Source organism: Oceaniglobus sp. K40-3, from assembly GCF_055808395.1.
The window spans coordinates 3143201-3168340 of sequence record NZ_CM147868.1; the positions used below are offsets into that span (position 1 = coordinate 3143201).

A 25140-nucleotide genomic window follows, 5' to 3' on the forward strand; every position below is an offset into this window, starting at 1 on the left:
CCTCAGTTCAGAAAATCGGAAACAACGGCCACACCCGGCGGCGTCGGCCCGTTAAAGGCGGCCAGTTCGGCGCTGACACCGCTCAGGGCGATCTCGCGCGCGATCATCGGCGAAACATCCACCCGCCCGGCCTCGATCAGGCTCAACAGGCTCGGGTATCGCCAGGCCGGCATCCCCCGGGTGCCAAAAAGCGCAAGATTGCCCTGATAGACGGCGCTCATGTTGATCTCCATCTTCGCGGTATGGCCCACGGGCATTCCCACCTGCACATGCCGCCCAAGGGGGCGCAGGCACTCGATGCTGGCATTGGTGGTTTCGGAAATACCCAGCGCCTCGATGCTCACATGGGCGCCGCCACCGGTGATCTCGCGGATACGCGCGGCCACATCACCCTCGCGGGCATCCACCGCCGCCTCGGCGCCAAGGCCCAAAGCATGGCTCAGCTTTTCGGCAACCACATCCACCACAATCACCCGCGCCCCCAGAGCCCGGCCCAGTATCAGCGCGCTCAGACCAATCCCGCCGGTGCCATGCACCGCCAGCCACTCGCCCCCCTGCACCGCCGCGCGCCCGGTCAGGGCGTGCCATGCCGTGGTCACACGACATCCCAAACCCGCCGCCACAACCGGCGAAAGACTGTCGGACAAGGGCGAAAGATTGTGATCAAACGGCACCGCCACATATTCGGCAAAGGCGCCGGGCTCGACAAACCCCGGCAACCGCTGATTGGGGCAGGTGTTCTGCGCGCCGCTCTGACAGGACGGGCACGACCCACAGGCCAGAATGAACGGCGCCACCAACCGCGCCCCCACCCCGTGGGTCGCCAGCGGCCCCGCCTCGACAACCTCACCGCAATATTCATGGCCACCGATCTGCCCCGGCTTCACCCGCGGATGTTCCCCCGTCCAGCCGTGCCAGTCAGACCGGCACACCCCACAGGCAAGCACCTTCAGCACCACGCCGTCCTCCGGGCAAACCGGATCGGGCACCTCTTCGATCAGCAGATCGGCGTTATACGCGCGCAGCACCGCCGCCCGCATCAAAGCATCTCGACGCGGTAACTCTCGATCACCGTATTCGCGAGCAGCTTTTCACACATCTGCCCGACGGTGGTTGCATCCGCGCCCTCCGCCAGATCCAGCTCAATCACCTTGCCCTGCCGCACGCCGTTCACACCGTCGAACCCCAGCGCGCCCAAAGCATGGCGCACCGCCTCGCCCTGGGGGTCCAGAACACCGTCCTTCAACATCACATGTACCCGTGCCTTCATGGCCGAACCCCCATCTTTTTACTGACAAAAATACTCAAATTCCGACGCCGGCCTCAGTTGATCAGCGTCGGTTTGGGCGCATGGGTCACATTGGTGGGCAAAACGCCCAACCGCCGCGCCACTTCGGTATAGGCATCGGTCAGATTGCCCAGATCCCGGCGGAACACATCCTTATCCAGCTTCTGACCGGTCTCGATATCCCACAACCGGCAGGAATCCGGTGAAATCTCATCGGCCACGATCAGGCGGTGAAAATCGTTTTCCCAGATCCGGCCGATCTCGATCTTGAAATCCACCAGCTTGATTCCGACCGCCAACATGACGCCGGACATGAAATCATTCACCCGCAGAGCCAGCGCGATCATGTCGTCCAGATCCTGCTGCGCCGCCCAACCGAAGGCGATGATATGCTCTTCGCTGACCAGAGGATCGCCCAGCGCGTCGTCCTTGTAACAGAACTCGACGATGGGGCGGGGCATCGGCGTGCCCTCGGCCATGCCCAGACGCTTGCACATCGACCCGGCGGCAAAGTTGCGCACGATCACCTCCAGCGGGATGATTTCCACACTGCGGATCAACTGTTCGCGCATGTTCAGCCGCTTGATGAAATGGTTCGGCACGCCGATCTGGGTCAGCCCTGTCATGAAGAATTCCGACAGCCGGTTGTTCAGCACGCCCTTGCCCTCGATCACCGCTTTTTTCTCGGCGTTGAACGCGGTGGCATCGTCCTTGAAATACTGAACCATGGTACCCGGCTCGGGGCCTTCATACATGATCTTGGCCTTGCCTTCGTATATCTTCTTGCGACGTGCCATTGCGGGGCTCCAGAAACGAAAAGGGGCGCAGGGGCGAAACCCGTGCGCATTTTCTCAGCCTATAGGGCAAACCGTCGCCCCCGGCAAGAACACCCTCTTGCCCCAGAGGCCCGCCATGGGCATATCGGATATATCTCCGGCGCAACGCCCGACCCTACAAAGGATATTCCAATGACTCAATTTGACGACCGCAAGGACGCATTTGAAAACAAATTCGCCCATGACGCACAAATGCAGTTCAAGGCCGAGGCGCGGCGCAACAAGCTTCTGGGGCTTTGGGCCGCTGGCCTGCTGGGGAAATCGGGCGCCGATGCCGATGCCTATGCCAAAGAGGTGATCAATTCCGATTTCGAAGAGGCCGGCGACGAAGACGTTTACCGCAAGGTGTCGGGCGATCTGGGCGACAAGGCCGACGAAACGACGATCCGTACCAGGATGACGGCTCTGATGGCCGAGGCGAAAGCCCAGCTGATGACCGAGATCAACGACTGATCCCGCGCCATTGGTGCCGCCCCACCCGACAGGGGAACGGGGCGGCGCCCCAACGCAACGGCGAAACATCGCTGCACCGCATGATGATCATGAGGCATCTGCATTTGCGCCCGCCAGCGATCCATGGCAACAGGACGCACCAAAACGCCCCAGCCCGAAAGCGCCCCTGATGACCGATGCCCTGTCCCGCATGCTTGCCGAAAAGCCGTTCATCCTTGCGGATGGCGCGACGGGCACCAACCTGTTCAACATGGGCCTGCAATCGGGCGATGCCCCCGAATTCTGGAACGTCGACCACACCGACAAGATCCGCGATCTGTATCGTGGCCCGGTCGATGCCGGGAGCGATCTGTTTCTCACCAACACCTTTGGCGGCAACGCATCGCGCCTGAAACTGCACAACGGCCAGAACCGGGTGCGCGAGTTGAACCGCGCGGGCGCCGAACTGGCCCGCGAAGTGGCGGACAAGGCCGGGCGTCCGGTGATCGTCGCCGGGTCCATCGGCCCGACCGGTGACATCATGGAACCCATGGGCCCGCTCACCTATGCCAGCGCTGTCGAAATGTTTCACGAACAGGCCGAAGGCCTGAAAGAGGGCGGCGCAGACGTGCTCTGGGTTGAAACGATCTTTGCCCCCGATGAATACCGCGCCGCGGGTGCCGCCGCCGAACTGGCTGGTATGCCCTGGTGCGGCACCATGAGCTTTGACACCGCCGGGCGCACGATGATGGGGCTGACCAGCGCCGGAATGGTCGAACTGGTCGAGAACATGAAAGAGCAAAAACCTCTCGCTTTCGGGGCCAACTGCGGCGTTGGTGCCTCGGATCTGCTGCGCACCGTTCTCGGCTTTGCCGCCGCCGGGAGCGAACGCCCCCTGATCGCCAAGGGCAACGCGGGCATCCCGAAATTTCACGACGGCCACATCCATTATAACGGCACCCCAGAACTGATGGCCGAATACGCGGTTCTGGCCCGGGATTGCGGCGCGCGGATCATTGGCGGCTGCTGCGGCACCACCCCCGAACACCTGCGCCACATGCGCGCGGCGCTTGATACCCGCCCCACGGGCACCCGCCCGACGCTGGATCAGATCACTGCGCTGCTCGGGGGCTTTTCCTCGCCCGGGGATGGCACCGGCGATACGACCGGACCGGTGCGTGAACGGCGCGGCCGTCAGCGGGGCTGACCCCATGAATATCTGGATCGCCCTTCTGCGCGCGGTCAATGTCGGGGGCACCGGCAGATTGCCCATGGCCGATTTGCGCGCGTTGGGCGATGCCCTTGGCCTGCACCATGCCCAGACCCACCTTGCCACCGGCAACCTGCTGTTCGCCTCGGATCTGGGGCGCGATGCCCTGTTGAACCGGCTGAACGACGGGCTGACCCGGCTTATGGGAAAATCCCCCGGCGTCATCCTGCGCAGCGGTGCCGAAATGGCGTCACTGGCCGATGCCCTGCCTTTTGGCGATGCGTCAGGTGGAAAGGTCAGCGTGCTGTTCCTGCCCGACGCGGCAAGGTCCGAAGATCGACTGGCCAAAGGCCAGAGAGATGAGGACATCGTGCTGTCCCAGGATCATATCGTCATCCACTACCCCTCGGGCATGGGAACCTCCCGCCTCAACCTGCCGGCCTTTTCCCGTGGCACCATGCGCAACCGCAACACGGTGCAGGCCTTGGCGCGAAAGGCTCAGAACAATGATAACTGGTCGCCGGGGCGCGGTGGCACATGAAACAGATCACACCGCAACGGCGGCAGTTTCACATCCAACCCCAACCGCGCAACGGCCAGATCGAACCGCTTGCCGATCATCTCGGCGTGCGGTCCCTCGCCGCGCATCCGGTGATGCCATGTGGCGCTGTATTCCTTGCCCCCGTGCATTTCGCGCAGGCGCGACATGACCTTGCCCGCACGATCCGGGTAATGTTCGCGCAGCCAGGCCACGAACAGCGGCGACACCTCATAGGGCAGGCGCAGCATGATCCAGCTTGCGGCAACCGCCCCGGCATCCCTGGCGGCACTCAGGATCGCCTCGATTTCCCCATCGCTCAGCCCCGGAATGACCGGCGAGACCATGACACGCACCGGCACCCCGGCCTGCGCCAAGGCCTCGATCGCACGCAACCGGCGGGCGGGCGACGGCACCCGGGGTTCCAACCGGCGGGCCAGATCGCGATCAAGGGTGGTGATCGAAATTCCCACCCGCGCCAGCCCCGCCTGCCCCATTTCGCCCAGAATATCCGCGTCCCGTTCGATCAGGGTGCCCTTGGTGGTCACCGTCACCGGATGGCGGAACTCGGACAGCACCTCAAGCACCCGGCGCATGATCCTGCGATCCCGCTCGATCGGTTGATAGGGGTCGGTGTTGGTGCCGATGGCAATATCGCCCACCCGGTACGCCCTGGCCGACAATTCACGCGCCAGCCGGTCCGGCGCCTTGGGGCGCGCAATCAGCCGGGTTTCAAAATCCAGCCCCGGCGACAACCCCAGAAACGCATGGGATGGCCGCGCAAAACAATAGATACAGCCATGTTCGCAACCGCGATAGGGGTTGATCGACCGGTCAAACGGCAAATCGGGCGATGTGTTGCGACTGATAACCTTGCGCGGCACCTCGACACTCACCGTGGTGCGCAGGGGCGGCAGATCTTCGTCGCGCTCCCACCCGCCGGCCCAACCGTCATGTTCAACTGTACGCAAATAGGGATCGAACCGCACCGCCGGGTTAAAGCCGGCGCCCCGCCCCTTGCGCCGCGTGCCCGGCAGATTGTGTTCAGAATCGTGATCCATTGCACAAGAATAGAACATAAAGAGAACATTTGCCAAGCCCCCACCGCCCCCGCGTCGGTTGTTGCATCACCAGTGTCGCAATCCGCCGTGTGGCAGCCAGCCTTTTGACCCTACAACGAAACCAGCAGCGTGTTTAACCCGCGCGCGCCCCGGAGGAATACACATGGCCGACGACGACGATATCATCCTGGCGGATCTGTCCGATGACGATCTGGTCCTGCAAATGCACGACGATCTGTATGACGGCCTGAAAGAAGAAATCGAGGAAGGCGTCAACATCTTCCTTGAGCGCGGCTGGGAACCCTATGACATCCTGACGAAATCCCTGGTTGCCGGGATGACCATCGTTGGCCACGATTTTCGTGATGGAATCCTGTTTGTCCCCGAGGTGCTTTTGGCCGCCAACGCCATGAAAGGCGGCATGGCGATCCTGAAACCGCTGCTGATTGCCACCGGCGCGCCGCGCATGGGCAAAATGGTGATCGGCACGGTCAAAGGCGACATTCACGACATCGGCAAGAACCTTGTCGCGATGATGATGGAAGGCGCCGGGTTTGAAGTGGTCGACCTTGGCATCAACAACGCCGTCGATAAATACCTTGACGCGCTGGCCGCCGAAGAAGCCGACATTCTGGGCATGTCGGCCCTGCTGACCACCACGATGCCTTATATGAAGGTGGTGATTGACACGATGGTCGCCAACGGCATCCGCGACGATTATATCGTGCTGGTCGGTGGCGCGCCGTTGAACGAGGAATTCGGCAAAGCCATCGGCGCCGATGCCTATTGCCGCGACGCCGCCGTTACCGTGGAAACCGCCAAGCAATACATGGCGCGCAAACATAACCAGATGTAACAGGCATCGGGCGCGCCGGGGGCTGCCCTGCGCGCCCGGTTTCCGCCCTGCCGCGCCGCCCCATCCCTTGCAGCGTTTCCGCCATACCGTCATAGACGACGCAGGAAACCCTGAACCGGGATCGAGACCGTGCCCATCCGAACCGACAAACCACGCCAGGCGCCTTTTTCGCCCCGGGCACTGTCATTTGACCTGACAACTCTGTCACCGGCCTATTTCGGAATGGTCATGGCCACCGGCATCGTATCCCTTGCCGCCCATCAGATCGGGTTGGAGATGGCGGCATGGGGCCTGTTCGTGATTGCGGCCATCGCCTATCTGGTGCTGTGGGCGCTCACGGGGCTGCGCATCCTGCGCCATCGCGACCGGGTATTTCTGGATCTGATCGACCACCTGCGCGGCCCCGGATTTTTCACCATGGTCGCCGCGTCCAGCATTCTGGGCAGTGAATTCCTGATCCTTGCGGACAACCTGACGTTGGGGATTATCCTTGGGGTGATCGCTGTGATCCTCTGGTTTGGCCTGACCTATACGATATTCACCGCTTTTACGATCAAGGCGGAAAAGCCCACACTGGATCGGGGCATCAGCGGCGCCTGGCTGCTCGCGGTTGTGGCGACGCAATCCATTGCCGTTCTGTCATCGCTTGTGACGGCGCAGATTGATCAACCTTACCGGGTCGAGCTGAATTTTCTGGCACTGTCCATGTGGCTCTGGGGGGGATGCTGTACATCTGGATGATGTCGCTGATCTTTTACCGTTATACGTTCTTCCGGTTTTCCCCCGGCGATCATTCACCACCCTATTGGATCAATATGGGGGCGATGGCGATTTCAACGCTTGCGGGGTCACTGCTGATCGTCAACGCGCAGGATGCCCCGTTTTTGCAGTCCATATTGCCGTTCATCAAGGGATTCACGATCTTTTACTGGGTCACCGGCACCTGGTGGATTCCGATGCTGGTTATCCTTGCGATCTGGCGACATGTCTACAAACGGTTTCCCCTGACCTATGATCCGCTTTATTGGGGCGCGGTCTTTCCCCTTGGCATGTATGCGGTCAGCACGCTTCAGATGGCCCACGCAATGGGGTTTGATTTCCTCGATCCCCTTCCGGTTGCATTTTCGTGGATCGCGCTCCTGGCCTGGTGTGTAACCTTCACCGCCTATCTGATGGCAGTGTTCCCCGTAAAGAAAACGCCATAAGGGCAAGACCGCACTCAGCGCATGAATCTTTGGCGCGCTTCCCGGGCGATATTATAGCGCAATTCAAGACGGGCAAGTTCGGCCATGGCATCTTTGCGGGCATCCTCATCCACCAACGTGGCAAAATGTTTGCGGTGTGCGTCAAGCTTCTTCTTGATCACGATTTCTTCCGGGACAACCCCCGCCTGGGCCATGGCGCGAAATCCCACGGCGTCGCCGGCATCCACAAAGGCATCGCCGGGGCGGTCGGGCAAAGGTTTCCCCTCGCCCTCAAGCCCCTCAAGCTGCCCTTGCAGCTTTGCTTTTTGGATCTGCCGTTCGATAAGCTGTTGAATACGTCTGATCATGGGATCTGATAACACATTTACCCGATCAACCGCTTGAACATTCCGCCCCTGCGCGCGACGATTCATCTTTCCCTGTGATACAAAGGTTTCGCCGATGCCCCTCACCCTGCACCTTGCCAAAGGCACCGTTGCGCTCGCGCCGCATATCCTGCTTGAAGAAACCGGTGCGCCGTTCGATCTGATCTGGGTTGATTTCGCCAGCGGCGAACAGCGGGGTGAAATCTTTGGCAAACTCAACCCGAAAGGGCGGGTGCCGGTGCTGATCACACCTGCCGGGCGACTGACCGAAACCGGCGCGATCCTGAATTACCTGTCGGCCCTTCACCCCGAGGCGGGCCTTACCCCCGCCGATCCACTGCAACGGGCGCGGTTGGACGAACTTTCGTATTACCTTGCCGCGACCGTGCATATCAGTCACGCCCACAAGATGCGCGGCCATCGCTGGTCTGACGATCCGGCAAGCTGGCCGTCGATGGCAGCGAAGGTGACGCAGAACATGACCGATGGTTTCACGGTGATCGAGGCGGGGTTCGGCGAAGGGCCATGGGTGCTGGGCGCCCAATATTCCACCGCCGATATCTATCTTTATGCCGTGACCCGCTGGTTGGAAGGCGACGGCGTGGCGCTGGCGCAATTCCCGAAGGTCGCCGCCCATTTCGCCGCCATGTCTGCCCGCCCGGCAGTGCGGCGGGCGATATCCCTGCACGGCTGAGCCGTGGGAAATGCGGCAGGCTTGGGGCACTTCGCCCCGGGCCTGCCCGAATTAACCTTATCCTTACCCCAACCCGGCCCTTTTTACGTCACACCGATCCGCCATAGGTTGTGTAACGAAACGCAATCACATGACCGGAGCTGCCAATGACCTTCTCCCTGTTTCTCAAGCGCGTTGTCACCATTCTTGCCGCCTTCGGCTTTGCCGTCCTGTTCAAGGCGATCCTCGGTGCCGACCAGGCGCTGATGGTGAACGGCCTTGTGGCTCTGTTGCCGACCGGCATCGTCATTCTGCTGCTGGTGCGCATGGCACGCCGTTCCGCCCATCGCATCGACTGACCCCTTACAAAGCGCCCCTTCCATCGCCATCTTGTGGGCAAAGGAGTGTTCACCGTGCCACTTGACCGACTTGTGCTGATCCTTGTCTGCGTCGCCGCTGCGGCGGGGGGCACGATCTGGCTGGGGGTTTTTCTGGCCGCTGTCGTCACCCTGCCCTTTCCCGCGCTTTTTCTGCTGGTGCCCGTTGCGCTGGTGATCTGGGTCATCTGGCGGGTGATTGCCGAACGCCTGAACAACCGCGAGGACGATCATTATGATCAGATCGAAAAGTGACATCATCGTCACCACCACTGATGGCGTTCCCGGGCGCGAAGTGGTCGTAATCATCGGCCTTGTGCGTGGCTCGACCGTGCGCGCCAAACACCTTGGGTCGGATATCGTGGCCTCGCTTCGCAATCTGGTGGGCGGCGAAGTCAAGGAATACGCCCAGCTTTTGGCGGCCGCACGCGAACAATCCTATGACCGGATGATAGACGAGGCCGCATCCCTGGGCGCCGATGCCATCGTTGCCACCCGGATGGAAACCTCAACCATCATGCAGGCCGCCTCCGAGGTCGTGTTTTACGGCACTGCGGTGCGCCTGCGCTGAGCAATGCGACAATAGATTTTTGATACCATAGGTTTCCCCCTGTCTGCGGTTGAACATTCCGACAACAAGCATAGTGTCGGACGCGATGCGCCCCTGGGCGATAGTTCATTTCAACCACAGAAAGGTTAGAATTGTGTCAACGCTCCCCGATGACGCCACCCTGACCAAAACCGGCCTGACGGCCAGTGGCACGGGCCGTGTTCTGCTGATTGCCTGCGGTGCATTGGCGCGCGAAATCATGGCCCTGAAACGGCTGAACGGTTGGGATCATCTTGATCTCACCTGCCTGCCGGCCATCCTGCACAATCACCCCGACAAGATCACCGATGCTGTACGCGAAACCGTCGCAAAGCACCGGGCCGATTATGGTGAAATATTCGTGGTTTACGCCGATTGCGGAACTGGCGGGCTGCTTCAGGCGGCCTGCGCTGAAATGGGCGTCGAAATGATCGCCGGGCCCCATTGCTATGCGTTTTATGAAGGCGTTGACGGGTTTGTCGCCCGGGCCGAAGATGAAATCACCTGTTTCTATCTCACCGATTTTCTGGTGCGCCAGTTTGATGCCTTTGTCTGGCGTCCCCTCGGGCTGGACCGCTATCCGCAACTGCGCGAGATGATTTTCGGCAATTACACCAAACTCGTCTATCAGGCCCAGACCGAAAACGAAGACCTGACTGCCCGCGCCCGCGACTGCGCCGAGCGGCTGGGGCTGGAGTTCGAGCGGCGTTTTACCGGCTATGGCGATCTGGCCGGCGCCCTTGGTCGCGTGGCCCAAAAGGACTGATACCATGCGCGCCATACGCCTTGACGCGCCCCACATGTCGACACTTGCTGATATCCCCATGCCCGACGCCGCGCCGGGCATGGTGTTGATCCGGGTGCGCGCCACCGGCATCTGTGGCACCGATGTGGAACTGGCCGAGGGCACCGCCCCCTATCTGCGCAGCGGGCGGGCGCGGTTTCCCATCATCCCCGGCCATGAATGGGCCGGGGATGTGGTGGCCCTCGGCAAAGGCGTCACTGATCTGGCCCCGGGCCAACAAGTGGTGGGCGAATGTTCGGTCGGCTGTGGCAATTGTGCGCGCTGTCGGGCCGGTGCCTATCACATCTGCCCCGATCTGACGGAAACCGGCATTCTGAACCGCGACGGGGCCTTTGCCGAATATATCGCCATGCCCCGCCGCGCCCTGCATCCTGTGGCCGATCACGTACCGGTCGCCACCGCCGCCCTCGTGGAACCCACAGCGGTGGCCCTGAACGGCGTGCGCAAATCCGGGGTCAAACCGGGCGCGCCTTTGGTCATTCATGGTGACGGGCCGATCGGGTTGCTGGCGCTGCTGGTGGCCCGTGCCCTGGGCGCCGGGCCGGTCAGCGTGGTGGGGGCCGATACCGCACGTCTGGCCCTGGCGCGTGATCTGGGCGCCGCGCAAACCTTTGACATCCGCCACGGCCCTGCCCCTCTGCCGCCACACCACCACGCGGTCGAGGCAACGGGCCAACCTGCGGCGGTGCGCGCCGCCCTTGGCGCGCTCTCGCCCGGTGGCACCCTCGCCCTGCTCGGGTTGTTCGGCGGGCGCACTCTGACGGATATGGATTTCGATCCACTGGTGGTTGGCGATCTTGCCCTGCGCGGCGTGCTGGGCAGCCCTGGCCTCTGGCCCGAAACCATCAGGCTGATCGAAACCGGCGCGCTTGACCCGGCCCGGATCATCAGCCACCGCCTGACACTGGAAGATTTCCCCAGGGCCATCGCCCTGGCCCAGCGGCGCACGGGCGTCAAAACCCTGCTGATACAACCCTGAACACCCCACATTCCGACCTTGACAGAATCGCCTGCGCCACTTCAGGTTGCTTTAACGATTAATCCGGGGGAATCGTGCAGCCACGCCTGCAAGATATCGCGCGCGAACTGGGGGTCTCCGCCGCCACCGTATCCAACGCCCTGACCGGGCGGGGGCGGGTTTCGCGCGAATTGCGCGATCGCATTCGCGCCACCGCCTCGGCCATGGAATACCGGCCCAGCGCCCAGGCGCGCGCCCTGCGTACCGGGCGCAGCGGGGTGATTGGCCTGGTACTGCCCGACATTTCCAACCCGCTATTTCCCGCCATCGCCCAGGCCATCGAAGCCGCCGCCGCCCTTGCCGGATATGGCGTGCTGATCGCGGATTCGCGCGGGGATACCGGCGCGCAGACCGCCGCATTGCAACGGCTGATGCGGCAAGGCGCCGACGGGATTGTCATTGTACCAAGGCGCGGCACACGGGTGATGGCGATGGACCTGCCCATCGCGGTGATCGACACACCGTCAACGCCCGGCAATTCTGTGTCGGCCGACCATCGGGGCGGCGGGGCGCTGGCGGTTGCGCATCTGGCCAGCCTTGGCCACCGCCACCTTTTGCTGATCGGGGAAAGCCGCACATCTTTGGTCCAGAACGACCGGATTTCCGGGATGAAATCGGCCCTGCCCCCGGCCATGCGGGCCGACACCCTGTGGCTTGAGGAGGGCGGCGACATCACCGCCGCCCGCGCAACGGCGATCATCGCCACCTCTGATCTGCACGCGCTGACGGCGCTGACGGCCCTGCACCGGGTGGGGCGGCGCGTTCCCGATGATGTCAGCGTGATCGGCTTTGACGACCACGCCTTTACCCGCGCGATCACCCCGGCCCTGACCACCGTGGCGCAAAATACCGACAGCATCGCCCGGGCCGCAATGGCCAGCCTGACCGCGCAATTGGCAGGCGCCCCGGCGCCCCCTGAAACCATCATTCCCATGACCCTGATAACGCGCGATTCAACCGCGCAACCACCGCACCCCCAACATGGAGCCAAGACATGAAGAAACTGTTGATGACCACTGCCGCCGCCCTGATCGCCACCGGCGCACAGGCGCAGGACAAAACCCTGACGATTTCCGTCTATTCCTTTGCCCAGGATGAATTCAAGGAACTGGTCTATGATCCGTTCGAGGCGATCTGCGATTGCACCCTTGTGGTGGAAACCGGCAATTCCGTTGAACGCATGGCCAAGATCGAGGCCAACGCCGCCAGCCCGGTGATCGACATGGCCGTGGTGTCCACCCACGATGCGCTGGCTGCTGCGCGCAAGGGGCTGTTGCAGCCAGTGGATGTGTCCAAGCTGGAAAATTATGACAAGCTGTACGATCTGGCCAAAGACCCCATCGGTGATCACATGGCGGTGGGATACACCTTTTATGCCACGTCCATCGTTTACCGGTCTGACAAGATCGACAGCGTCGATAGCTGGGCCGATCTTCTTTCGCCCGAACTGGCGGGCAATGTCGCCCTGCCTGATGTGACTACCAATCAAGGCCCGCCCACCCTGCATATGATCGGCAAGGCCATGGGCGACACCGATCCGTCGCTGGCCGGTCCGATTCAGGCGGTGGCCGACCATGTGGATGATATTGTCACCTTCTATGTCCGGTCCTCGCAACTGGCCCAACTGATGCAACAAGAGGAAATCTGGGCCGCCCCCATTGGCCGCTTTGCCTGGGGTCAGTTCAAGGACAACGGGTTGCCCATGGCCTGGGCCACCCCGAAAGAGGGGCAGACCGGCGGCATGAACGTCATGGTCATGACCAAGGACAACGGCAACGAGGATCTGGCCCTGCAATTCATGGATTTCTGGCTGTCCACCGACATTCAGACCGCCCTGGCCAATGCGCTGGTTGACAGCCCGGCAAATTCCGAAGTGACGGTCAGCGACGATGTGGCAGATAACCTGACCTATGGGGCAGATACCGCCAACAGCCTTGATCTGATTCCCGCCGATGTCATTCTGGATCAGCGCGAAAACTGGCTCAGGGAATGGAACGCGAAGGTGTTGCAGTAAGTCGCGCCCTGTCAAAATCGGACCGATCTGCCCGGCGGGAACGCCGGGCAGCCCGCCAACATCTGCGAGATAAAAACAAGAAATCATGTTTGAAAACCGCGCCATCGGCCTTGCCCTGACCCTGCCCGCCGCCCTGTTCGCGGCGGCGCTGTTCCTGCTGCCTGTAGGCATCCTGTTATCCGAGGCGTTTCAGGGCGCCAGCGGTTTTTCCGTGCAGGCCTATGTCGATTTCTTTGCCTCGGCGCGCAACCAGACGGTGTTTTTCCGCACCCTGAAACTGGCCGCGCTGGTGGCGGGGGTATCGGCGCTGATCGGATACGCCGCGGCCTTTTGCATCGTATCGCTGCCGCCCACGTCACGGGGGCGGATGTTTGGCCTTGTCACCCTGCCGCTGATGATTTCGCCCGTGGCGCGCACCTATGCCTGGCTGGTGATCCTGGGGCGCACCGGTTTCGTCAACGCGATCCTTGTGGATCTGGGGATCATGGACAGCCCCGCGCGCATCCTGTTCACCGAAACCGCCGTGTTCATCGGGCTGTTGCAATTGTTCATGCCGCTGATGATTATTTCGCTTGTCTCGGCCATGGAGAACATGCCCCGCGATGCCGTTCCCGCCGCCCGCATCCTTGGGGCCAACTGGTTTCAGGTGTTTACCAAGGTGATCCTGCCCCTGACCCGTGAAGGGCTGGTTGTGGGGGGGACGCTGGTGTTCACCGGGTCGATGACCGCCTATATCACCCCCGCGATCCTTGGGGGGTCAAAGGTGCTGATGCTGGAAACTTTGCTGTATCAGCGTGTCACCGTCGCCAATGATTTCGTTGCCGCCAGTGTAATTGCCATGATCCTGATCGTCATGGCATTCTCCGCCAACATCCTGTTGAAACAGATCGCCACGGCTCGAAAGACGCGGGCATGACCACGACACTTCACCGCGCCAGCCGCGCCGACAAACCGGCGCTTGCTGCACTGTTCGCGCCCTATTCCGATGAACTGGCGATCGACAGCGTGATCGGTGATCCTGCGCGGTTTCTTGATCTTTACTGGAGCGAGCCGGGCCGTCACCCTTATCTGATCCGTCACCGGGGCGAAAACGCGGGGTTTGCCATGGTCAACCAACACGCCCTGTCTGGTCGGCCCATTGATGCCGCGATGGCCGAATTCTATGTCGCACCCGCCGCGCGGCATGCCCATATCGGCCTTGCCGCCGCCCGGGCCACCTTTGCCGCCCATCCCGGTCAATGGGAACTGTGGGTGGCCGATGCCAACGCCCCCGGGCGCGCCTTCTGGGCCTGCGCCACAGATGCCCCCGGCATCACCAGCCACACCACATTCGCCGCCGACGATGGCACGATCCACCGTTTCGTCAGGGAACAGCCATGACCAACCGCTTTGCCACATGGGCCATCCTTGGCCTGACGCTCACCTTTCTGATCGGCCCGTTCCTGATCATCATCGCCGCCGCCCTTTCGGCCGGCAACACCATGGCCTTTCCACCCCAGGGCATCAGCCTGAAATGGTTCATCAAGGTGTTTCAGGTCGACAGTTTCCGCGCCTCGTTCGGTGTGTCGATGTTTCTGGCGATCTTCGGCACCATCACCGCCCTGATCCTTGGCATCCCCGCCAGCTATGGCATGGCCCGTTACAAGGTGCCGGGGGCCGAATTCGTGCGCCTTATCGTGTCTTCACCGATCATCGTGCCGGGCATCATCGTTGGCCTTGCCCTGCTGCGCTATATGGTGATTCCCTTTGGCGTGGGCATTGGTCCGGCCCTGTTCATGGCGCATACGGCCCTCGTTTTGCCCTATGCCGTGCGCGTGGTGTCGGCCAGCATGGAAAACCTGCGCGTCGACATGGAGGAAGCGGCCCTTTTGCTGGGCTGTACCCGGTTCACCGCCTTCCTGCGCATTGTGCTGCCCAATATCCGGGGCGGTGTCCTCGCCGCGTTCATCCTCGGGTTTGTCACCTCGTTCAATCAGGTGCCGGTGTCGCTGTTCTTGTCCGGCCCCGGGTTGCGCACCCTGCCCATCGACATGATCGCCTATATGGAAATCAACTATGACCCGTCGGTCGCGGCCCTGTCGGCCCTGCTCGCTTTCCTCTCCATCGCCATCATCTTTGCCGCTGAAAAATTTCTGGGGTTCTCGAAATATGTCTGACTATGTTTCCCTGCAAAACCTCACCCTCACCTATGGCAAAACCATTGCCGTGGACGGGCTGAACCTCGATATTGCCAAGGGCGAACTCATCACCCTGCTTGGCCCCTCCGGCTGTGGCAAAACCACCACCATGCGGGCCATTGCCGGGTTGCTCATGCCCTATGCGGGGCGTGTTTTCATCGACGGGCGCAACGTGACCCGCACCACCCCGGCGAAACGCGAAGTGGGCCTTGTGTTTCAATCCTATGCCCTGTTTCCCCACCTCAGCGTCTATGACAACGTCGCCTTTGGCCTGCGCCTGAAACGCGCGCCGGATATTGACACAAAGGTGCGCGATGGCCTTGCCACCGTCGGGCTGTCGGATTTCGCCAATCGCAGACCTGCCGATCTGTCCGGTGGCCAGCAACAGCGCGTCGCGCTGGCCCGCTCGCTGGTGATGCAACCCAAGGTGCTGTTGCTGGATGAACCCCTGTCCAACCTCGACGCCCGCCTGCGCCTTGAAATGCGGATGGAGCTGCAACGGGTGCAAAAGGAAACCGGCATCACGATGATTTTCGTCACCCACGATCAGGCCGAGGCAATGGCCCTGGCTGACCGTATTGTCCTCATGCGTGACGGTGCCATCGAACAGATCGGCGCCCCCGAGGAAATCTATACTGCGCCACGCACCGGCTTTGCCGCCGATTTTGTGGGGTTTGAAACCATCCTTCCCGATGGTCAGGGCGGCGGTCACGCATGGCGCCCCTCTGCGGTGGTCCTTGGGTCTGGCCCCAATACCGGCACCGTGCGCGGCGCGTCGTTTGCGGGGGAACGGCGGGAATATGTTCTCGACTCCCCCTTGGCATCATCAAGGCCGACACCCCGGCCAGCGAACCGCCCCTGAATATCGGCCAAAGCGTGCCGTTTGATCTGCCGCGCGAACGCGCCGTGCAACTGGCCGAGGTTGGCTGATGGGCCTTTGGATCGACACCGACATGGGCGTTGACGATCTGTTCGCCGTCCTGCTGGCGATGAAACACACCGCTGTTGACGGCATCTCGCTGACCTTCGGCAATGCGCCTTTGCCACAGGTGGCCAGCAACGCCGCCGGAGCCATGGCCGTGTTCGGCTGGTCCACCCCGATCACCATGGGCGCCGACCGCGCCGTGCTGGGCGGGATCGAAACGGCCCAGCGGATATTGGGCGATACCGGAATGCCCACGCGCGGCATGGCCCTGCCCTCTGTCAGCGCGCAATTCCCCCGGCAGTGCCCGCGCTGGCCCGCTGGCTGAGCGGGCAAACCGACGCGCAAATCCTCGCGCTCGGCCCTCTCACCAATCTCGCCACCCTTGCCCTTCTGGCGCCTGACCTGTTGGCCAACATCGGGCGGATCACCTGGATGGGTGGCGCTGTGGGCGCGGGCAACCATACCGCCAGCGCCGAATTCAACGCCTTTGCCGACCCCGAGGCGCTGGCCATCCTTCTGGCCCGTGACGTGCCGCTCACCATGGTCGATCTCGACATCTGCCGTCAGGTGCAAATCACCGAGGCTGACGTGACCGCCACCCCCGATCCGCTGTTGCGCGATCTGTTGGGCGGCTACCTCGACATCGCTCTCAGCCGGGGCCGCCCCTCCATGGCGCTTTACGATCCGGTTGCCGCCGCCGCGCTTCTCCGCCCCGATCTGTTTGAGCCGGTTCCCGTTCACCTGTCGGTCGAACTGTGCGGCCAGCACACGCGCGGGCGCACCGTGACCGACCGGCGCAACGCGACCGGCCAACCCACACGGGTGCTTTGCACCTCTGATGCCCAAGCGGTGCATGCCCTGTGCATGTCGGTTTTCACATCATGAGAGTTGAACCAAACGACCTGAACGACGCCGCCCTGCGCGACCGCGCCGTCGCCGCCGCACGGGGCGATGCCCCGTTTGACCTGCTGATCACCGGTGCAACCCTTGTGGATGTGGTAACAGGCGAATTGCGCGCCGCCGATGTGGGGTGCATCGGCGCGATAATCGCCTCGGTCCATGGCGCGGGTGAACATAAGGACGCCGCAAAGGTTGTTGATGCAAAAGGATTATTCCTTTCCCCGGGTTTGATAGATGCGCATATGCACATCGAATCCAGCATGGTTACACCCGCAACCTATGCCGCAGCCGTTTTACCCCGGGGCGTGACAACCGTGGTCTGGGATCCCCATGAATTTGCCAATGTCGCGGGGTTGAAGGGCATGGAATACGCCCTTGTTTCCGCTGCAAAATCCCCCTTCGCATCCTTACCCTTGCCCCGTCTTGCGTCCCGTCCGCCCCCGGATATGAAACCGCAGGCGCGGATTTCACATCAGAAACACTCGCTGATCTGTTGTCAGAATACAGCATTCATGGATTGGCCGAAGTGATGGACATGGCCGCCGTCACCACCCGCGCCCCCCGGATGCGCGCGATCCTGCAAGCGTCGCTTGGCGCGGGCAAGAACATCAATGGCCACGCCCGCAGCCTGACAGGGCCTGACCTGCAAGCCTATGTTTCTGCTGGCGTTTCTTCGGATCATGAGCTGACATCGGGCGATGATTTGCTCGAAAAACTGCGCGCCGGGCTGTGGATCGAGATGCGCGGCTCGCATGATTATCTCTTGCCGGACTTTGTGAAGGTATTGCAAAATCTTGCGCATCTGCCATCGACCATAACCCTTTGTACCGACGATGTTTTCCCCGACGATCTGCACCGTTCCGGCGGTCTTGACGACGTGCTGCGCCGCCTCACCCGTTATGGCATGGCGCCGCTTCTCGCCCTGCGCGCCGCCACCCACAACGCCGCCTTGCGCCTGCGCCGCGCCGACCTTGGCGCAATCGCCCCGGGCCGACGCGCCGACATCGTTTTGTTTGAGGATCTGCAAGGGTTTTGCGCCCGTCATGTGATCCGGGACGGCGCCATCGTCACCCCATCAACACAAACGAGCGATACGCCCCCGGAACTAATGGAAACCTGCGCAATCCCTGCCGTTTCAGCAGAAAATTTCAAGTTAAGGGCAAATGGCCCAACGGCCCGCATCGCCACCATCGACCAACCCCGTTTCACCCGCTGGGGCGAAACCATGCTGCCTGTTGAAAACGGCACCGTCACCCTGCCGCCCGACCACACCCGCATTGCCGTGATTCACCGCCACGGGCTGCGCCCTGCCACCCCGTCGCTGGGCGTGCTGCGCGGCTGGGGCACATGGCGCGGCGCCTTCGCCACCACAGTCAGCCATGACAGCCACAACCTCACCGTTTTCGGCCACGACCCCCAAGATATGGCCCTGGCCGCGAACACCCTGATCGAAACGGGCGGCGGAATGGTGGCAACATCGCGCGGTAAGGTTTTGGCATTGCTGCCTTTACCCGTCGCAGGCCTGGTGTCGGACCGACCCTTGGGCGAAGTTGGCGAAGCCTTTGCCGCCGTACGCGCGGCGATGGACCGCGTGGTGGATTGGAATCCGCCCTATCTGGTATTCAAGGCGCTTGTCGGGGCCACCCTCGCCTGCAACGCCGGGCCACACCAGACCGATCTGGGCACCGCCGATCCACTGGCCGGGCGCCTGTTGCGCTCTGCGATCCTTGAGGATGGGCTGCCTTAGGCCAATGCTTCACGCGCCACCGCAACCCAAAATGCGATGCCGGTGGGGAACGCGAGATCATTGAAATCATACCCCGAATTGTGGTGCAGCGCGCCATCAACTGCCGGACCATTGCCCAGCCAGACATAGGCGCCCGGCGCCTCCTGCGCGAAAAAGGCGAAATCATCGCCCGCCGTCGAGGGCGGAAAATCGGTGAGCACATTGCCACTCACCGCCTGCGCCGCCCGCAGGGCAACGGCGGTTGCATGCGGGTCGTTCACCACGGGGGGAATTCGGCGGATATAGTCATACTTCGCCGTCACGCCCATGGCGCTGGCAATTCCATGAGCGAGGCGCCCGATCTCATGTTCCAACTGGTCGCGCACCTCGGGCGTATAGGCCCGCGCTGTGCCGCCGATTTCCACATGATCCGGGATCACGTTCAGTGCGTTCGGATCACCGGCGCGCAGGGAGCAGGCGCTGACGACGCTGGGTTGCAGCGGGTCAACCACCCGGCCCGGGATAGTTTGCAGCGCGGCCAGAAACTGCCCCGCTGCCGTAACAGCATCGCGGCCCAGATGCGGTTTGGCCCCATGGGTGCCAACGCCCGTAAAGGTCAGCCGCCAGGAATCAGAACTGGCCAGTTGCGGCCCCGCGACCACCGCCATCTGATCCGGCGCCAGCCCCGGCATGTTGTGCAGACCGAACACCATGTCACAGGGGAATTGTTGAAACAGCCCCGCCTCGACCATCGCCTTTGCCCCGCCGCGCCCTTCCTCGGCGGGTTGGAAAATGAAATGCACGGTGCCGGGGGGCGGATCGGCCACCAGAACCCCGGCCGCACCAAGCAGCAGCGCGGTGTGGCCATCATGGCCGCAAGCGTGCATCTTGCCCGGCGTTTCGCTGGCCCACGGCAGGCCGGTGTGTTCGGGCATGGCCAGCGCATCCATATCGGCGCGCAACCCCACGGCGCGCCCTTCGCCGCGCAGGGTGCCAACCACGCCAGTGCCGGCGATGCCCGTCGTCACGTCGAGCCCGAGGGCGCGCAGGTGGTCAGCGACCAAAGCGGCAGTGCGGTGTTCCTCGAACCCCAGTTCGGGGTGACGGTGCAGATCGCGGCGCAGTTCGGTCAGGGCGGCGATGTCGGGTTGGGCTGGTTGTTGCATGGGGCGGATGATAACCTTGGTGGGATGGACGGAACAAGAGGACAGACCATGCAGCCCCATGATTTCTGGCAGGAATTCAGCGATCATGCCCCAGAGCCACCGTTTTTCGATCAGTTTCCGGCGCCTTTGCCGGACGGGCGCATCCTGACCCTGCCAATCCGGCCTTTGGGCGACACGGGAAACGCCATTGCCTCGCTGATCCTGAACCAGAGCAGCTTTGCGGTGGAAGGCGCATTGGCCGATTTTCTGGCCGACAAACTGCGCCCCGAGGCACCAGAGGTGATCGTCGGACTGCCCACGCTGGGCCTGTCCCTGGCGCGGTTGGTGGCGCAGCGGTTGGGGCATACCCGATTCGTCGCGCTGGGAACGTCGCGCAAGTTCTGGTACGATCCCGCGCTGTCGGTGCCGATGTCATCGATCACCAGTCCCGGTACGGAAAAGCGGCTTTATGTCGATCCGCGCATGGTGCCGCTGCTGACCGGGCGGCGGGTGGCCTTGATCGACGATGTGATCAGCAGCGGTGCATCGATCTGTGCGGGGCTGTCGGCGCTGGCCCTGATCGGGGTGACACCGGTGGTTCTGGGCGCGGCCATGTTACAGACCCGGCGCTGGCATCAACGGATCGGGGGCGCATTGCCCGGCATGCCCGCAAGGGTGCGGGGCGCGTTCACCTCGCCGTTGCTGGTGCGCGATGGCAAAGGATGGCGCGAATCAGAGACCTAGGCCGCGAGGGTGCGAATCCGTTCAACCATGGCGCGCACCCCGTTGGAGCGTTGCGACGACAGGTGTTCGTTCAGGCCCAAACGGCCCAGTTCGGCCACGGCATCGACCGTGCGCACCTGATCCAGCGTCAGCCCGGAATAAAGCGCGCGCAGAATCGCGATCAATCCTTTGACGATCATCGCGTCGCTGTCGCCATCAAACGTCAGGATCGCGGCGCGCCCTTCGCCGTCAACCGATGGCACCAGCCAGACCTGACTGGCACAGCCTTCGACCTTGGTTGCCGGAATTTTCAGCGATTCATCCATGGGCGGCAGGGCGCGGCCCAGCTCGATCACGTGGCGATAGCGGTCTTCCCAATCGTCGAGAAATTCAAACGTTTCGGCGATGTCTTCAAATGCGGCGGTGGCCATGGCTGTCCTCTCATGTCACACCCTTGGGTAAGCGTCGCGCGCAGCGGGGACAAGGCTTTTCAACCCCGCCACTTTGGTGCTAACCCACTTGGCAGGTTGGGAAAGGGAAACGCCATGACACGTGCGCTGATTGCGACGGTTCTGATCCTGGGAATGATGACGGGATGTGGCCGCATAGCAGGGTCGCGGTTGAACCCGTTCAACTGGTTCGGCAAAAGCGAGATCCGTGGCAACCCTCGCCCCGGAAGAGGGATACGCCGCCATCGATCAGGATCTGCGCCATCTGGTGGATCAGGTGACGGAACTGCGCGTCGAAAAAACCCCGGCGGTGCGGTTATCCGGGCCACCGGCCTGCCCCCGGAACAGGGGTTCTATGACGGTGAACTTGTGTCGCTGAGCGATGACAAACCCGTGGACGGCGTGCTGGAATATCAGTTCCGCATCCGCCCGCCCCGGCAACAAAACCGCGCCTCGACCCCGCAATCACGTGAGGTGATCGTGGGGCTGTTCGTCACCAATCAAGGGTTGAACGGGGTGCGCGAAATCCGCGTGGTGGCCCAGAGAAACCGGCGGTCGGTGCGCCGCTGAGGGCGCACCTCGACGCCTTAAATCTCGAACACGTCCACGCTCTGGCCCTTGGCCACAAGGCCCACTTCGCCTTTGCACAGGCGCAGGGCGTCACTGCCGAACACCTTTTTGCGCCAGCCGCGCAGGGCCTGCACATCGCGATCGCCGCCTGCAATGGCATCAAGATCCGACGAGGTTGCGATCAGCTTGGTCGCGACGCCGGCGGTTTCGGATTTCGCCTTGAGCAGCACGCGCAGCAAATCGGCGATGGCCGGATTGACCTGCGCCTTGTCGCGGCCCGCCTCGACCTTTGGAAAACTTTTGGGTCGGCCGCCTGCCCTGCCGCCACTGCCGCAAGAATACCATCGGCAATCGCACCGCGACGCGCCTCGCGCAGCAACAGGCGCGAGCTGGCCCAGATCCTGCACATTTGCCGGTTTGGTCGAGGCAAGTTCCAGCAGCGCGTCATCCTTGTAAACCCGGGTGCGCGGCACATTGTTGTCGCGCGCATAGGATTCGCGGAACTGCGCCAGCTCTTTGACGATGGCCATGAACCGGCCCGAATTGGTGCGGGTCTTTACCCGGCGCCATGCCTCGTTCGGCACGACCGTATAGGTAGCCGGATCGGTCAAGACGCCCAGTTCTTCCTCGACCCATTCGGTGCGGCCGGATTTCTGCAATTCGGCGGCCAGAAATTCATAAATGCCGCGCAGATGGGTCACATCCGCCAGGGCATAGGATTTCTGGGCATCACTCAGGGGCCGACGCGACCAATCGGTAAAGCGCGATGTCTTGTCCACCGTCGCGCGGGCGATCTTGCGCACAAGGGTTTCATAGCCAACCTGTTCGCCAAAACCGCATACCATGGCGGCAACCTGAGTGTCGAACAGGGGCTGTGGAAACACGTTGCCCTCGACAAAGAAGATTTCAAGATCCTGACGCGCCGCGTGAAACACCTTTACGACTGATGTATCGCGGAACAGATCGTAAAGCGGCTCCAGCGACAGGCCATCAACCAGAGGGTCGACCAGAACGGCGTCTTGCTCGGCGTCGCCCGGTACGGCCAGTTGGATCAGGCACAGCTTGGAATAATAGGTGCGTTCGCGCAGGAACTCGGTGTCGATTGTCACGTAAGGGTGCGCACGGGCGCGGGTGCAGAAGTCTGTCAGCCCGTCTGTGGTGGTGATGGTGATCATTGGGGTGATGTGTTTTCCGTTGTTGTTTGCCCCGCCTGCCCTCTTGATAGGCAATCGCGCGGCAAAAGAAAAGGTCAGGCCAATGTGACAGGCGTAAGGTCACCCGCCGCGAACCGGGCCAGAACCGCAGGATACAACCGATGTTCAGCCCCCAGCACCCGCGCGGCCAGGGTTTCGGGGGTGTCACCCGGTTGTACCGGCACCTGCGCCTGGCCCCGGATCGGGCCGTCGTCCAGTTCTGTCGTGACCTCATGCACGGTACAGCCGGCCATGCTGTCGCCCGCCTCGATCGCGCGGGCGTGGGTGTGCAGCCCCCGGTATTTGGGCAAAAGCGACGGGTGAATGTTCAGCATCCGCCCCTGCCAGCGGGCAATGAAACCGGGCGTCAGGATGCGCATGAACCCGGCAAGGCACAGGATATCAGGCTGCGCCGCGATCAATTGGTCATGCAGCGCATCCTCGAACGCGGCCCGGTCGCCCCTGAACGGCCGGTGATCCACCGCCGCTGTTGCGATGCCCATTTCCCGCGCCCGCACCAGCCCGCCAGCGGTGGGATCGTTCGAGGCGACAAGAACCGGGCGCGCGGGGTGGTCGCCGGTCATGCTGCGCACCAGCCTGACCATGTTTGATCCGCCCCCTGACAGCAGGATGGCAACCCGTTTGCTCACGCCCAGGCGCCTGTATACCGCACGCCCTGCCCTTCACAGACTTCGCCCAGCACACAGACGGTTTCGCCCGCGTCCGTCAGAATGTTGGTCAGGGTTTCGACGTGATCGGCCTGCACCACCAGAACCATGCCGATGCCGCAGTTAAAGGTTTTCAGCATCTCCTCGGGGGCAATGCCGCCGGTTTGCGCAAGCCAGCCAAACACCGGTGGCAAATCCCAGGCGGCCAGATCAACCTCGGCGCCCAGACCATCGGGCAGGACCCGGGGCAGGTTTTCGCTCAGCCCGCCGCCGGTGATATGGGCCAACCCATGAACGCCCCCGGCGCGGATCGCCGCCAGCACCGGCTGCACGTAAAGCCGCGTTGGCGTCAGCAATGCCGCGCCCAAGGATGTGTCGGCGAAGGGCGCGTCAGCCTCCCAGCCCAGCCCCGAAAGCTCGACAATCCGGCGCACGAGGGAATAACCGTTGGAATGCACCCCGTCCGAGGCCAGCCCCAACAAGACATCCCCCATCCGCACATCGGCAGGCAGGGCGGTGCCCCGCTCCATCGCGCCCACGGCAAACCCCGCCAGATCAAAATCACCGCCGTGATACATCCCCGGCATTTCGGCCGTTTCGCCGCCGATCAACGCACAGCCCGATTGCGCACAGCCCGCCGCGATGCCTTCGACAACCCGCGCCGCATTGTCAACGTCCAGCTTGCCAGTCGCGAAATAGTCGAGGAAAAACAGAGGCTCGGCCCCCTGACAGATCAGATCGTTGACGCACATCGCCACCAGATCGACCCCGACGCCATCCACATGGCCCGTGTCGATCGCAATCCGCAGTTTGGTGCCAACGCCATCCGTCGCCGCCACCAGGACAGGATCGGTGAATCCCGCTGCTTTCAGATCGAACAGCCCGCCAAATCCGCCCAAACCGGCCATTACCCCCGGGCGGTTGGTGCGCTTTGCCGCCGGTTTGATCCGGTCAACCAGCGCATTGCCCGCGTCGATATCCACACCCGCCGCCGCATAGGTCAGCCCGTTCTTGCCCGAAGTCATGCCATTTCGCCTTTCATGAACTGACAGCCGGATAAACGATCCACCCCAAGCGCGCAACGCAGATGGAACCGATACCCGTCACAAAGGCTTAAACCAATGACATAAGAGGGACCGATACAATGAATTTTGCCATCCTTATTGCCTTTTGCCTGGGCCTGACCGCCGCAGATTCCGTCGCGCTGATTGTTCCTGCGACCCCGGCGAACGACGACACGGCATCGGTGCGGGCCCTGGCAGAAATCGATCACGATCCAGCCACGTTCACCATTGAAGAGCAGCGCAAATTCAGCCTGCTGCAACAGGTTCTTGGCGCCTCCCCCATTACACCGCAACCCGAATTGGCGAACTTCGGGTCTTGACCGGCGGGCTGAC

33 protein-coding genes and 2 pseudogenes are annotated in these 25140 nt (G+C 62.5%); 25 read left to right on the forward strand and 10 right to left on the reverse strand.

The features are described 5' to 3' along the window. Nucleotides 1–2 precede the first annotated feature (2 nt). The 3 genes from AC0L7P_RS16300 to purC are packed head-to-tail and all read right to left on the reverse strand — an operon-like array spanning nt 3 to nt 2085. Nucleotides 3–1040, reverse strand: coding sequence for a zinc-binding dehydrogenase (locus AC0L7P_RS16300; protein WP_473433673.1), 1038 nt, complete (start codon nt 1038–1040; stop codon nt 3–5). Next, entirely contained in the window at nt 1040–1270 is a 231-nt protein-coding gene (gene purS / locus AC0L7P_RS16305; RefSeq protein ID WP_473433674.1) for a phosphoribosylformylglycinamidine synthase subunit PurS, read from the reverse strand. Before purS ends, AC0L7P_RS16300 begins: the two co-directional genes overlap by 1 nt. Nucleotides 1271–1323: 53 nt before the next feature. Continuing rightward, a complete protein-coding gene (gene purC, locus AC0L7P_RS16310; RefSeq protein ID WP_473433675.1) occupies nt 1324–2085 on the reverse strand; it encodes a phosphoribosylaminoimidazolesuccinocarboxamide synthase in 762 nt (253 codons plus the stop codon). A 171-nt stretch (nt 2086–2256) separates the two neighbouring features. Here purC and AC0L7P_RS16315 point away from each other — a divergent pair, with 171 nt between their 5' ends. From AC0L7P_RS16315 to AC0L7P_RS16325, 3 genes are all read left to right on the forward strand, one after another. Beyond that, nucleotides 2257–2577: a DUF1476 domain-containing protein gene (locus AC0L7P_RS16315; RefSeq protein WP_473433676.1), complete on the forward strand. Its 321-nt coding sequence runs from the start codon at nt 2257–2259 to the stop codon at nt 2575–2577. 169 nt (nt 2578–2746) lie between these two features. After that, nucleotides 2747–3763, forward strand: a complete 1017-nt coding sequence (gene bmt, locus AC0L7P_RS16320; protein ID WP_473433677.1) for a betaine--homocysteine S-methyltransferase — start codon at nt 2747–2749, stop codon at nt 3761–3763. Between the two features lie 4 nt (nt 3764–3767). Continuing rightward, on the forward strand, nt 3768–4307 hold the full coding sequence (locus AC0L7P_RS16325; protein ID WP_473433678.1) for a DUF1697 domain-containing protein: 540 nt from the start codon (nt 3768–3770) through the stop codon (nt 4305–4307). Here AC0L7P_RS16325 and AC0L7P_RS16330 read toward each other — a convergent pair. Continuing rightward, nucleotides 4265–5383, reverse strand: coding sequence for a PA0069 family radical SAM protein (locus tag AC0L7P_RS16330; RefSeq protein WP_473433679.1), 1119 nt, complete (start codon nt 5381–5383; stop codon nt 4265–4267). The two genes, AC0L7P_RS16325 and AC0L7P_RS16330, sit on opposite strands and share 43 nt — an antisense overlap. A 145-nt stretch (nt 5384–5528) precedes the next feature. Between AC0L7P_RS16330 and AC0L7P_RS16335 the strand changes: the two genes are divergently transcribed. After that, nucleotides 5529–6221: a corrinoid protein gene (locus AC0L7P_RS16335; protein WP_473433680.1), complete on the forward strand. Its 693-nt coding sequence runs from the start codon at nt 5529–5531 to the stop codon at nt 6219–6221. Between the two features lie 228 nt (nt 6222–6449). After that, nucleotides 6450–7426: pseudogene (locus AC0L7P_RS16340) on the forward strand (tellurite resistance/C4-dicarboxylate transporter family protein). 14 nt (nt 7427–7440) lie between these two features. Here AC0L7P_RS16340 and AC0L7P_RS16345 read toward each other — a convergent pair. Next, nucleotides 7441–7773, reverse strand: a complete 333-nt coding sequence (locus tag AC0L7P_RS16345; RefSeq protein WP_473433681.1) for a DnaJ family domain-containing protein — start codon at nt 7771–7773, stop codon at nt 7441–7443. Between the two features lie 94 nt (nt 7774–7867). Between AC0L7P_RS16345 and AC0L7P_RS16350 the strand changes: the two genes are divergently transcribed. The 17 genes and pseudogenes from AC0L7P_RS16350 (at nt 7868) to AC0L7P_RS16430 (ending at nt 19016) form a co-directional block, all read left to right on the forward strand. Continuing rightward, a complete protein-coding gene (locus tag AC0L7P_RS16350; RefSeq protein ID WP_473433682.1) occupies nt 7868–8485 on the forward strand; it encodes a glutathione S-transferase family protein in 618 nt (205 codons plus the stop codon). A gap of 146 nt (nt 8486–8631) precedes the next feature. Further along, complete coding sequence (locus tag AC0L7P_RS16355) at nt 8632–8823, forward strand: hypothetical protein (RefSeq protein WP_473433683.1); 192 nt, start codon at nt 8632–8634, stop codon at nt 8821–8823. A 54-nt stretch (nt 8824–8877) separates the two neighbouring features. Then, nucleotides 8878–9096 (forward strand): hypothetical protein, encoded by a 219-nt coding sequence (locus AC0L7P_RS16360; protein WP_473433684.1) that lies wholly within the window; start codon nt 8878–8880, stop codon nt 9094–9096. After that, nucleotides 9077–9412: a YbjQ family protein gene (locus tag AC0L7P_RS16365; protein WP_473433685.1), complete on the forward strand. Its 336-nt coding sequence runs from the start codon at nt 9077–9079 to the stop codon at nt 9410–9412. The genes AC0L7P_RS16360 and AC0L7P_RS16365 overlap by 20 nt, the downstream gene beginning before the upstream one ends. Nucleotides 9413–9545: 133 nt before the next feature. Continuing rightward, a complete protein-coding gene (locus tag AC0L7P_RS16370) occupies nt 9546–10196 on the forward strand; it encodes a DUF1638 domain-containing protein (protein WP_473433686.1) in 651 nt (216 codons plus the stop codon). 4 nt (nt 10197–10200) lie between these two features. After that, nucleotides 10201–11214: a zinc-dependent alcohol dehydrogenase gene (locus AC0L7P_RS16375; RefSeq protein WP_473433687.1), complete on the forward strand. Its 1014-nt coding sequence runs from the start codon at nt 10201–10203 to the stop codon at nt 11212–11214. Nucleotides 11215–11288: 74 nt separating this feature from the next. Continuing rightward, nucleotides 11289–12251 carry a LacI family DNA-binding transcriptional regulator gene (locus AC0L7P_RS16380; protein ID WP_473433688.1) on the forward strand — a complete coding sequence of 321 codons (963 nt, stop codon included), beginning with the start codon at nt 11289–11291 and terminating at the stop codon, nt 12249–12251. Then, nucleotides 12248–13267, forward strand: a complete 1020-nt coding sequence (locus tag AC0L7P_RS16385) for an ABC transporter substrate-binding protein (protein WP_473433689.1) — start codon at nt 12248–12250, stop codon at nt 13265–13267. The genes AC0L7P_RS16380 and AC0L7P_RS16385 overlap by 4 nt, the downstream gene beginning before the upstream one ends. An 85-nt stretch (nt 13268–13352) precedes the next feature. Continuing rightward, the gene (locus AC0L7P_RS16390) at nt 13353–14183 is read left to right on the forward strand and encodes an ABC transporter permease (RefSeq protein WP_473433690.1); all 831 of its coding nucleotides are present in this window, start codon (nt 13353–13355) and stop codon (nt 14181–14183) included. Continuing rightward, nucleotides 14180–14647, forward strand: a complete 468-nt coding sequence (locus AC0L7P_RS16395; RefSeq protein WP_473433691.1) for a GNAT family N-acetyltransferase — start codon at nt 14180–14182, stop codon at nt 14645–14647. Before AC0L7P_RS16390 ends, AC0L7P_RS16395 begins: the two co-directional genes overlap by 4 nt. Further along, nucleotides 14644–15423 carry an ABC transporter permease gene (locus tag AC0L7P_RS16400; protein ID WP_473433692.1) on the forward strand — a complete coding sequence of 260 codons (780 nt, stop codon included), beginning with the start codon at nt 14644–14646 and terminating at the stop codon, nt 15421–15423. Before AC0L7P_RS16395 ends, AC0L7P_RS16400 begins: the two co-directional genes overlap by 4 nt. After that, nucleotides 15416–16306 carry an ABC transporter ATP-binding protein gene (locus tag AC0L7P_RS16405; RefSeq protein ID WP_473433693.1) on the forward strand — a complete coding sequence of 297 codons (891 nt, stop codon included), beginning with the start codon at nt 15416–15418 and terminating at the stop codon, nt 16304–16306. Before AC0L7P_RS16400 ends, AC0L7P_RS16405 begins: the two co-directional genes overlap by 8 nt. Nucleotides 16307–16373: 67 nt before the next feature. Beyond that, complete coding sequence (locus tag AC0L7P_RS16410; protein ID WP_473433694.1) at nt 16374–16694, forward strand: nucleoside hydrolase; 321 nt, start codon at nt 16374–16376, stop codon at nt 16692–16694. Then, entirely contained in the window at nt 16670–17254 is a 585-nt protein-coding gene (locus tag AC0L7P_RS16415; protein ID WP_473433695.1) for a nucleoside hydrolase, read from the forward strand. Before AC0L7P_RS16410 ends, AC0L7P_RS16415 begins: the two co-directional genes overlap by 25 nt. Nucleotides 17255–17529: 275 nt before the next feature. Further along, the gene (locus AC0L7P_RS16420) at nt 17530–17799 is read left to right on the forward strand and encodes a hypothetical protein (protein WP_473435484.1); all 270 of its coding nucleotides are present in this window, start codon (nt 17530–17532) and stop codon (nt 17797–17799) included. Further along, nucleotides 17721–18278: pseudogene (locus tag AC0L7P_RS16425) on the forward strand (amidohydrolase family protein); the annotation flags it as partial. The gene AC0L7P_RS16420 and the pseudogene AC0L7P_RS16425, both read left to right, overlap by 79 nt. Before the next feature lie 216 nt (nt 18279–18494). Next, on the forward strand, nt 18495–19016 hold the full coding sequence (locus AC0L7P_RS16430) for an adenine deaminase C-terminal domain-containing protein (RefSeq protein WP_473435485.1): 522 nt from the start codon (nt 18495–18497) through the stop codon (nt 19014–19016). Here AC0L7P_RS16430 and AC0L7P_RS16435 read toward each other — a convergent pair. Then, a complete protein-coding gene (locus AC0L7P_RS16435; protein ID WP_473433696.1) occupies nt 19013–20161 on the reverse strand; it encodes a M20 aminoacylase family protein in 1149 nt (382 codons plus the stop codon). The genes AC0L7P_RS16430 and AC0L7P_RS16435 overlap by 4 nt on opposite strands. 48 nt (nt 20162–20209) lie before the next feature. On the opposite strand from AC0L7P_RS16435, the gene AC0L7P_RS16440 reads away from it, so the two are divergent. After that, complete coding sequence (locus AC0L7P_RS16440) at nt 20210–20884, forward strand: phosphoribosyltransferase (RefSeq protein WP_473433697.1); 675 nt, start codon at nt 20210–20212, stop codon at nt 20882–20884. On the opposite strand, the gene AC0L7P_RS16445 is transcribed toward AC0L7P_RS16440, so the two are convergent. Next, nucleotides 20881–21294, reverse strand: coding sequence for a SufE family protein (locus AC0L7P_RS16445; RefSeq protein WP_473433698.1), 414 nt, complete (start codon nt 21292–21294; stop codon nt 20881–20883). The genes AC0L7P_RS16440 and AC0L7P_RS16445 overlap by 4 nt on opposite strands. Before the next feature lie 114 nt (nt 21295–21408). Between AC0L7P_RS16445 and AC0L7P_RS16450 the strand changes: the two genes are divergently transcribed. Then, entirely contained in the window at nt 21409–21882 is a 474-nt protein-coding gene (locus AC0L7P_RS16450; protein WP_473433699.1) for a hypothetical protein, read from the forward strand. Nucleotides 21883–21899: 17 nt separating this feature from the next. Here AC0L7P_RS16450 and rnd read toward each other — a convergent pair whose 3' ends face one another. The 3 genes from rnd to purM all read right to left on the reverse strand — a co-directional run bounded on the left by rnd (nt 21900) and on the right by purM (nt 24768). Continuing rightward, nucleotides 21900–23057 (reverse strand): ribonuclease D, encoded by a 1158-nt coding sequence (gene rnd / locus AC0L7P_RS16455; RefSeq protein ID WP_473433700.1) that lies wholly within the window; start codon nt 23055–23057, stop codon nt 21900–21902. A gap of 74 nt (nt 23058–23131) precedes the next feature. Further along, complete coding sequence (purN, locus tag AC0L7P_RS16460) at nt 23132–23725, reverse strand: phosphoribosylglycinamide formyltransferase (protein ID WP_473433701.1); 594 nt, start codon at nt 23723–23725, stop codon at nt 23132–23134. Further along, complete coding sequence (purM, locus tag AC0L7P_RS16465) at nt 23722–24768, reverse strand: phosphoribosylformylglycinamidine cyclo-ligase (RefSeq protein ID WP_473433702.1); 1047 nt, start codon at nt 24766–24768, stop codon at nt 23722–23724. Before purM ends, purN begins: the two co-directional genes overlap by 4 nt. Nucleotides 24769–24887: 119 nt before the next feature. Here purM and AC0L7P_RS16470 point away from each other — a divergent pair, with 119 nt between their 5' ends. Then, on the forward strand, nt 24888–25127 hold the full coding sequence (locus tag AC0L7P_RS16470; protein WP_473433703.1) for a hypothetical protein: 240 nt from the start codon (nt 24888–24890) through the stop codon (nt 25125–25127). Nucleotides 25128–25140: the final 13 nt, after the last annotated feature.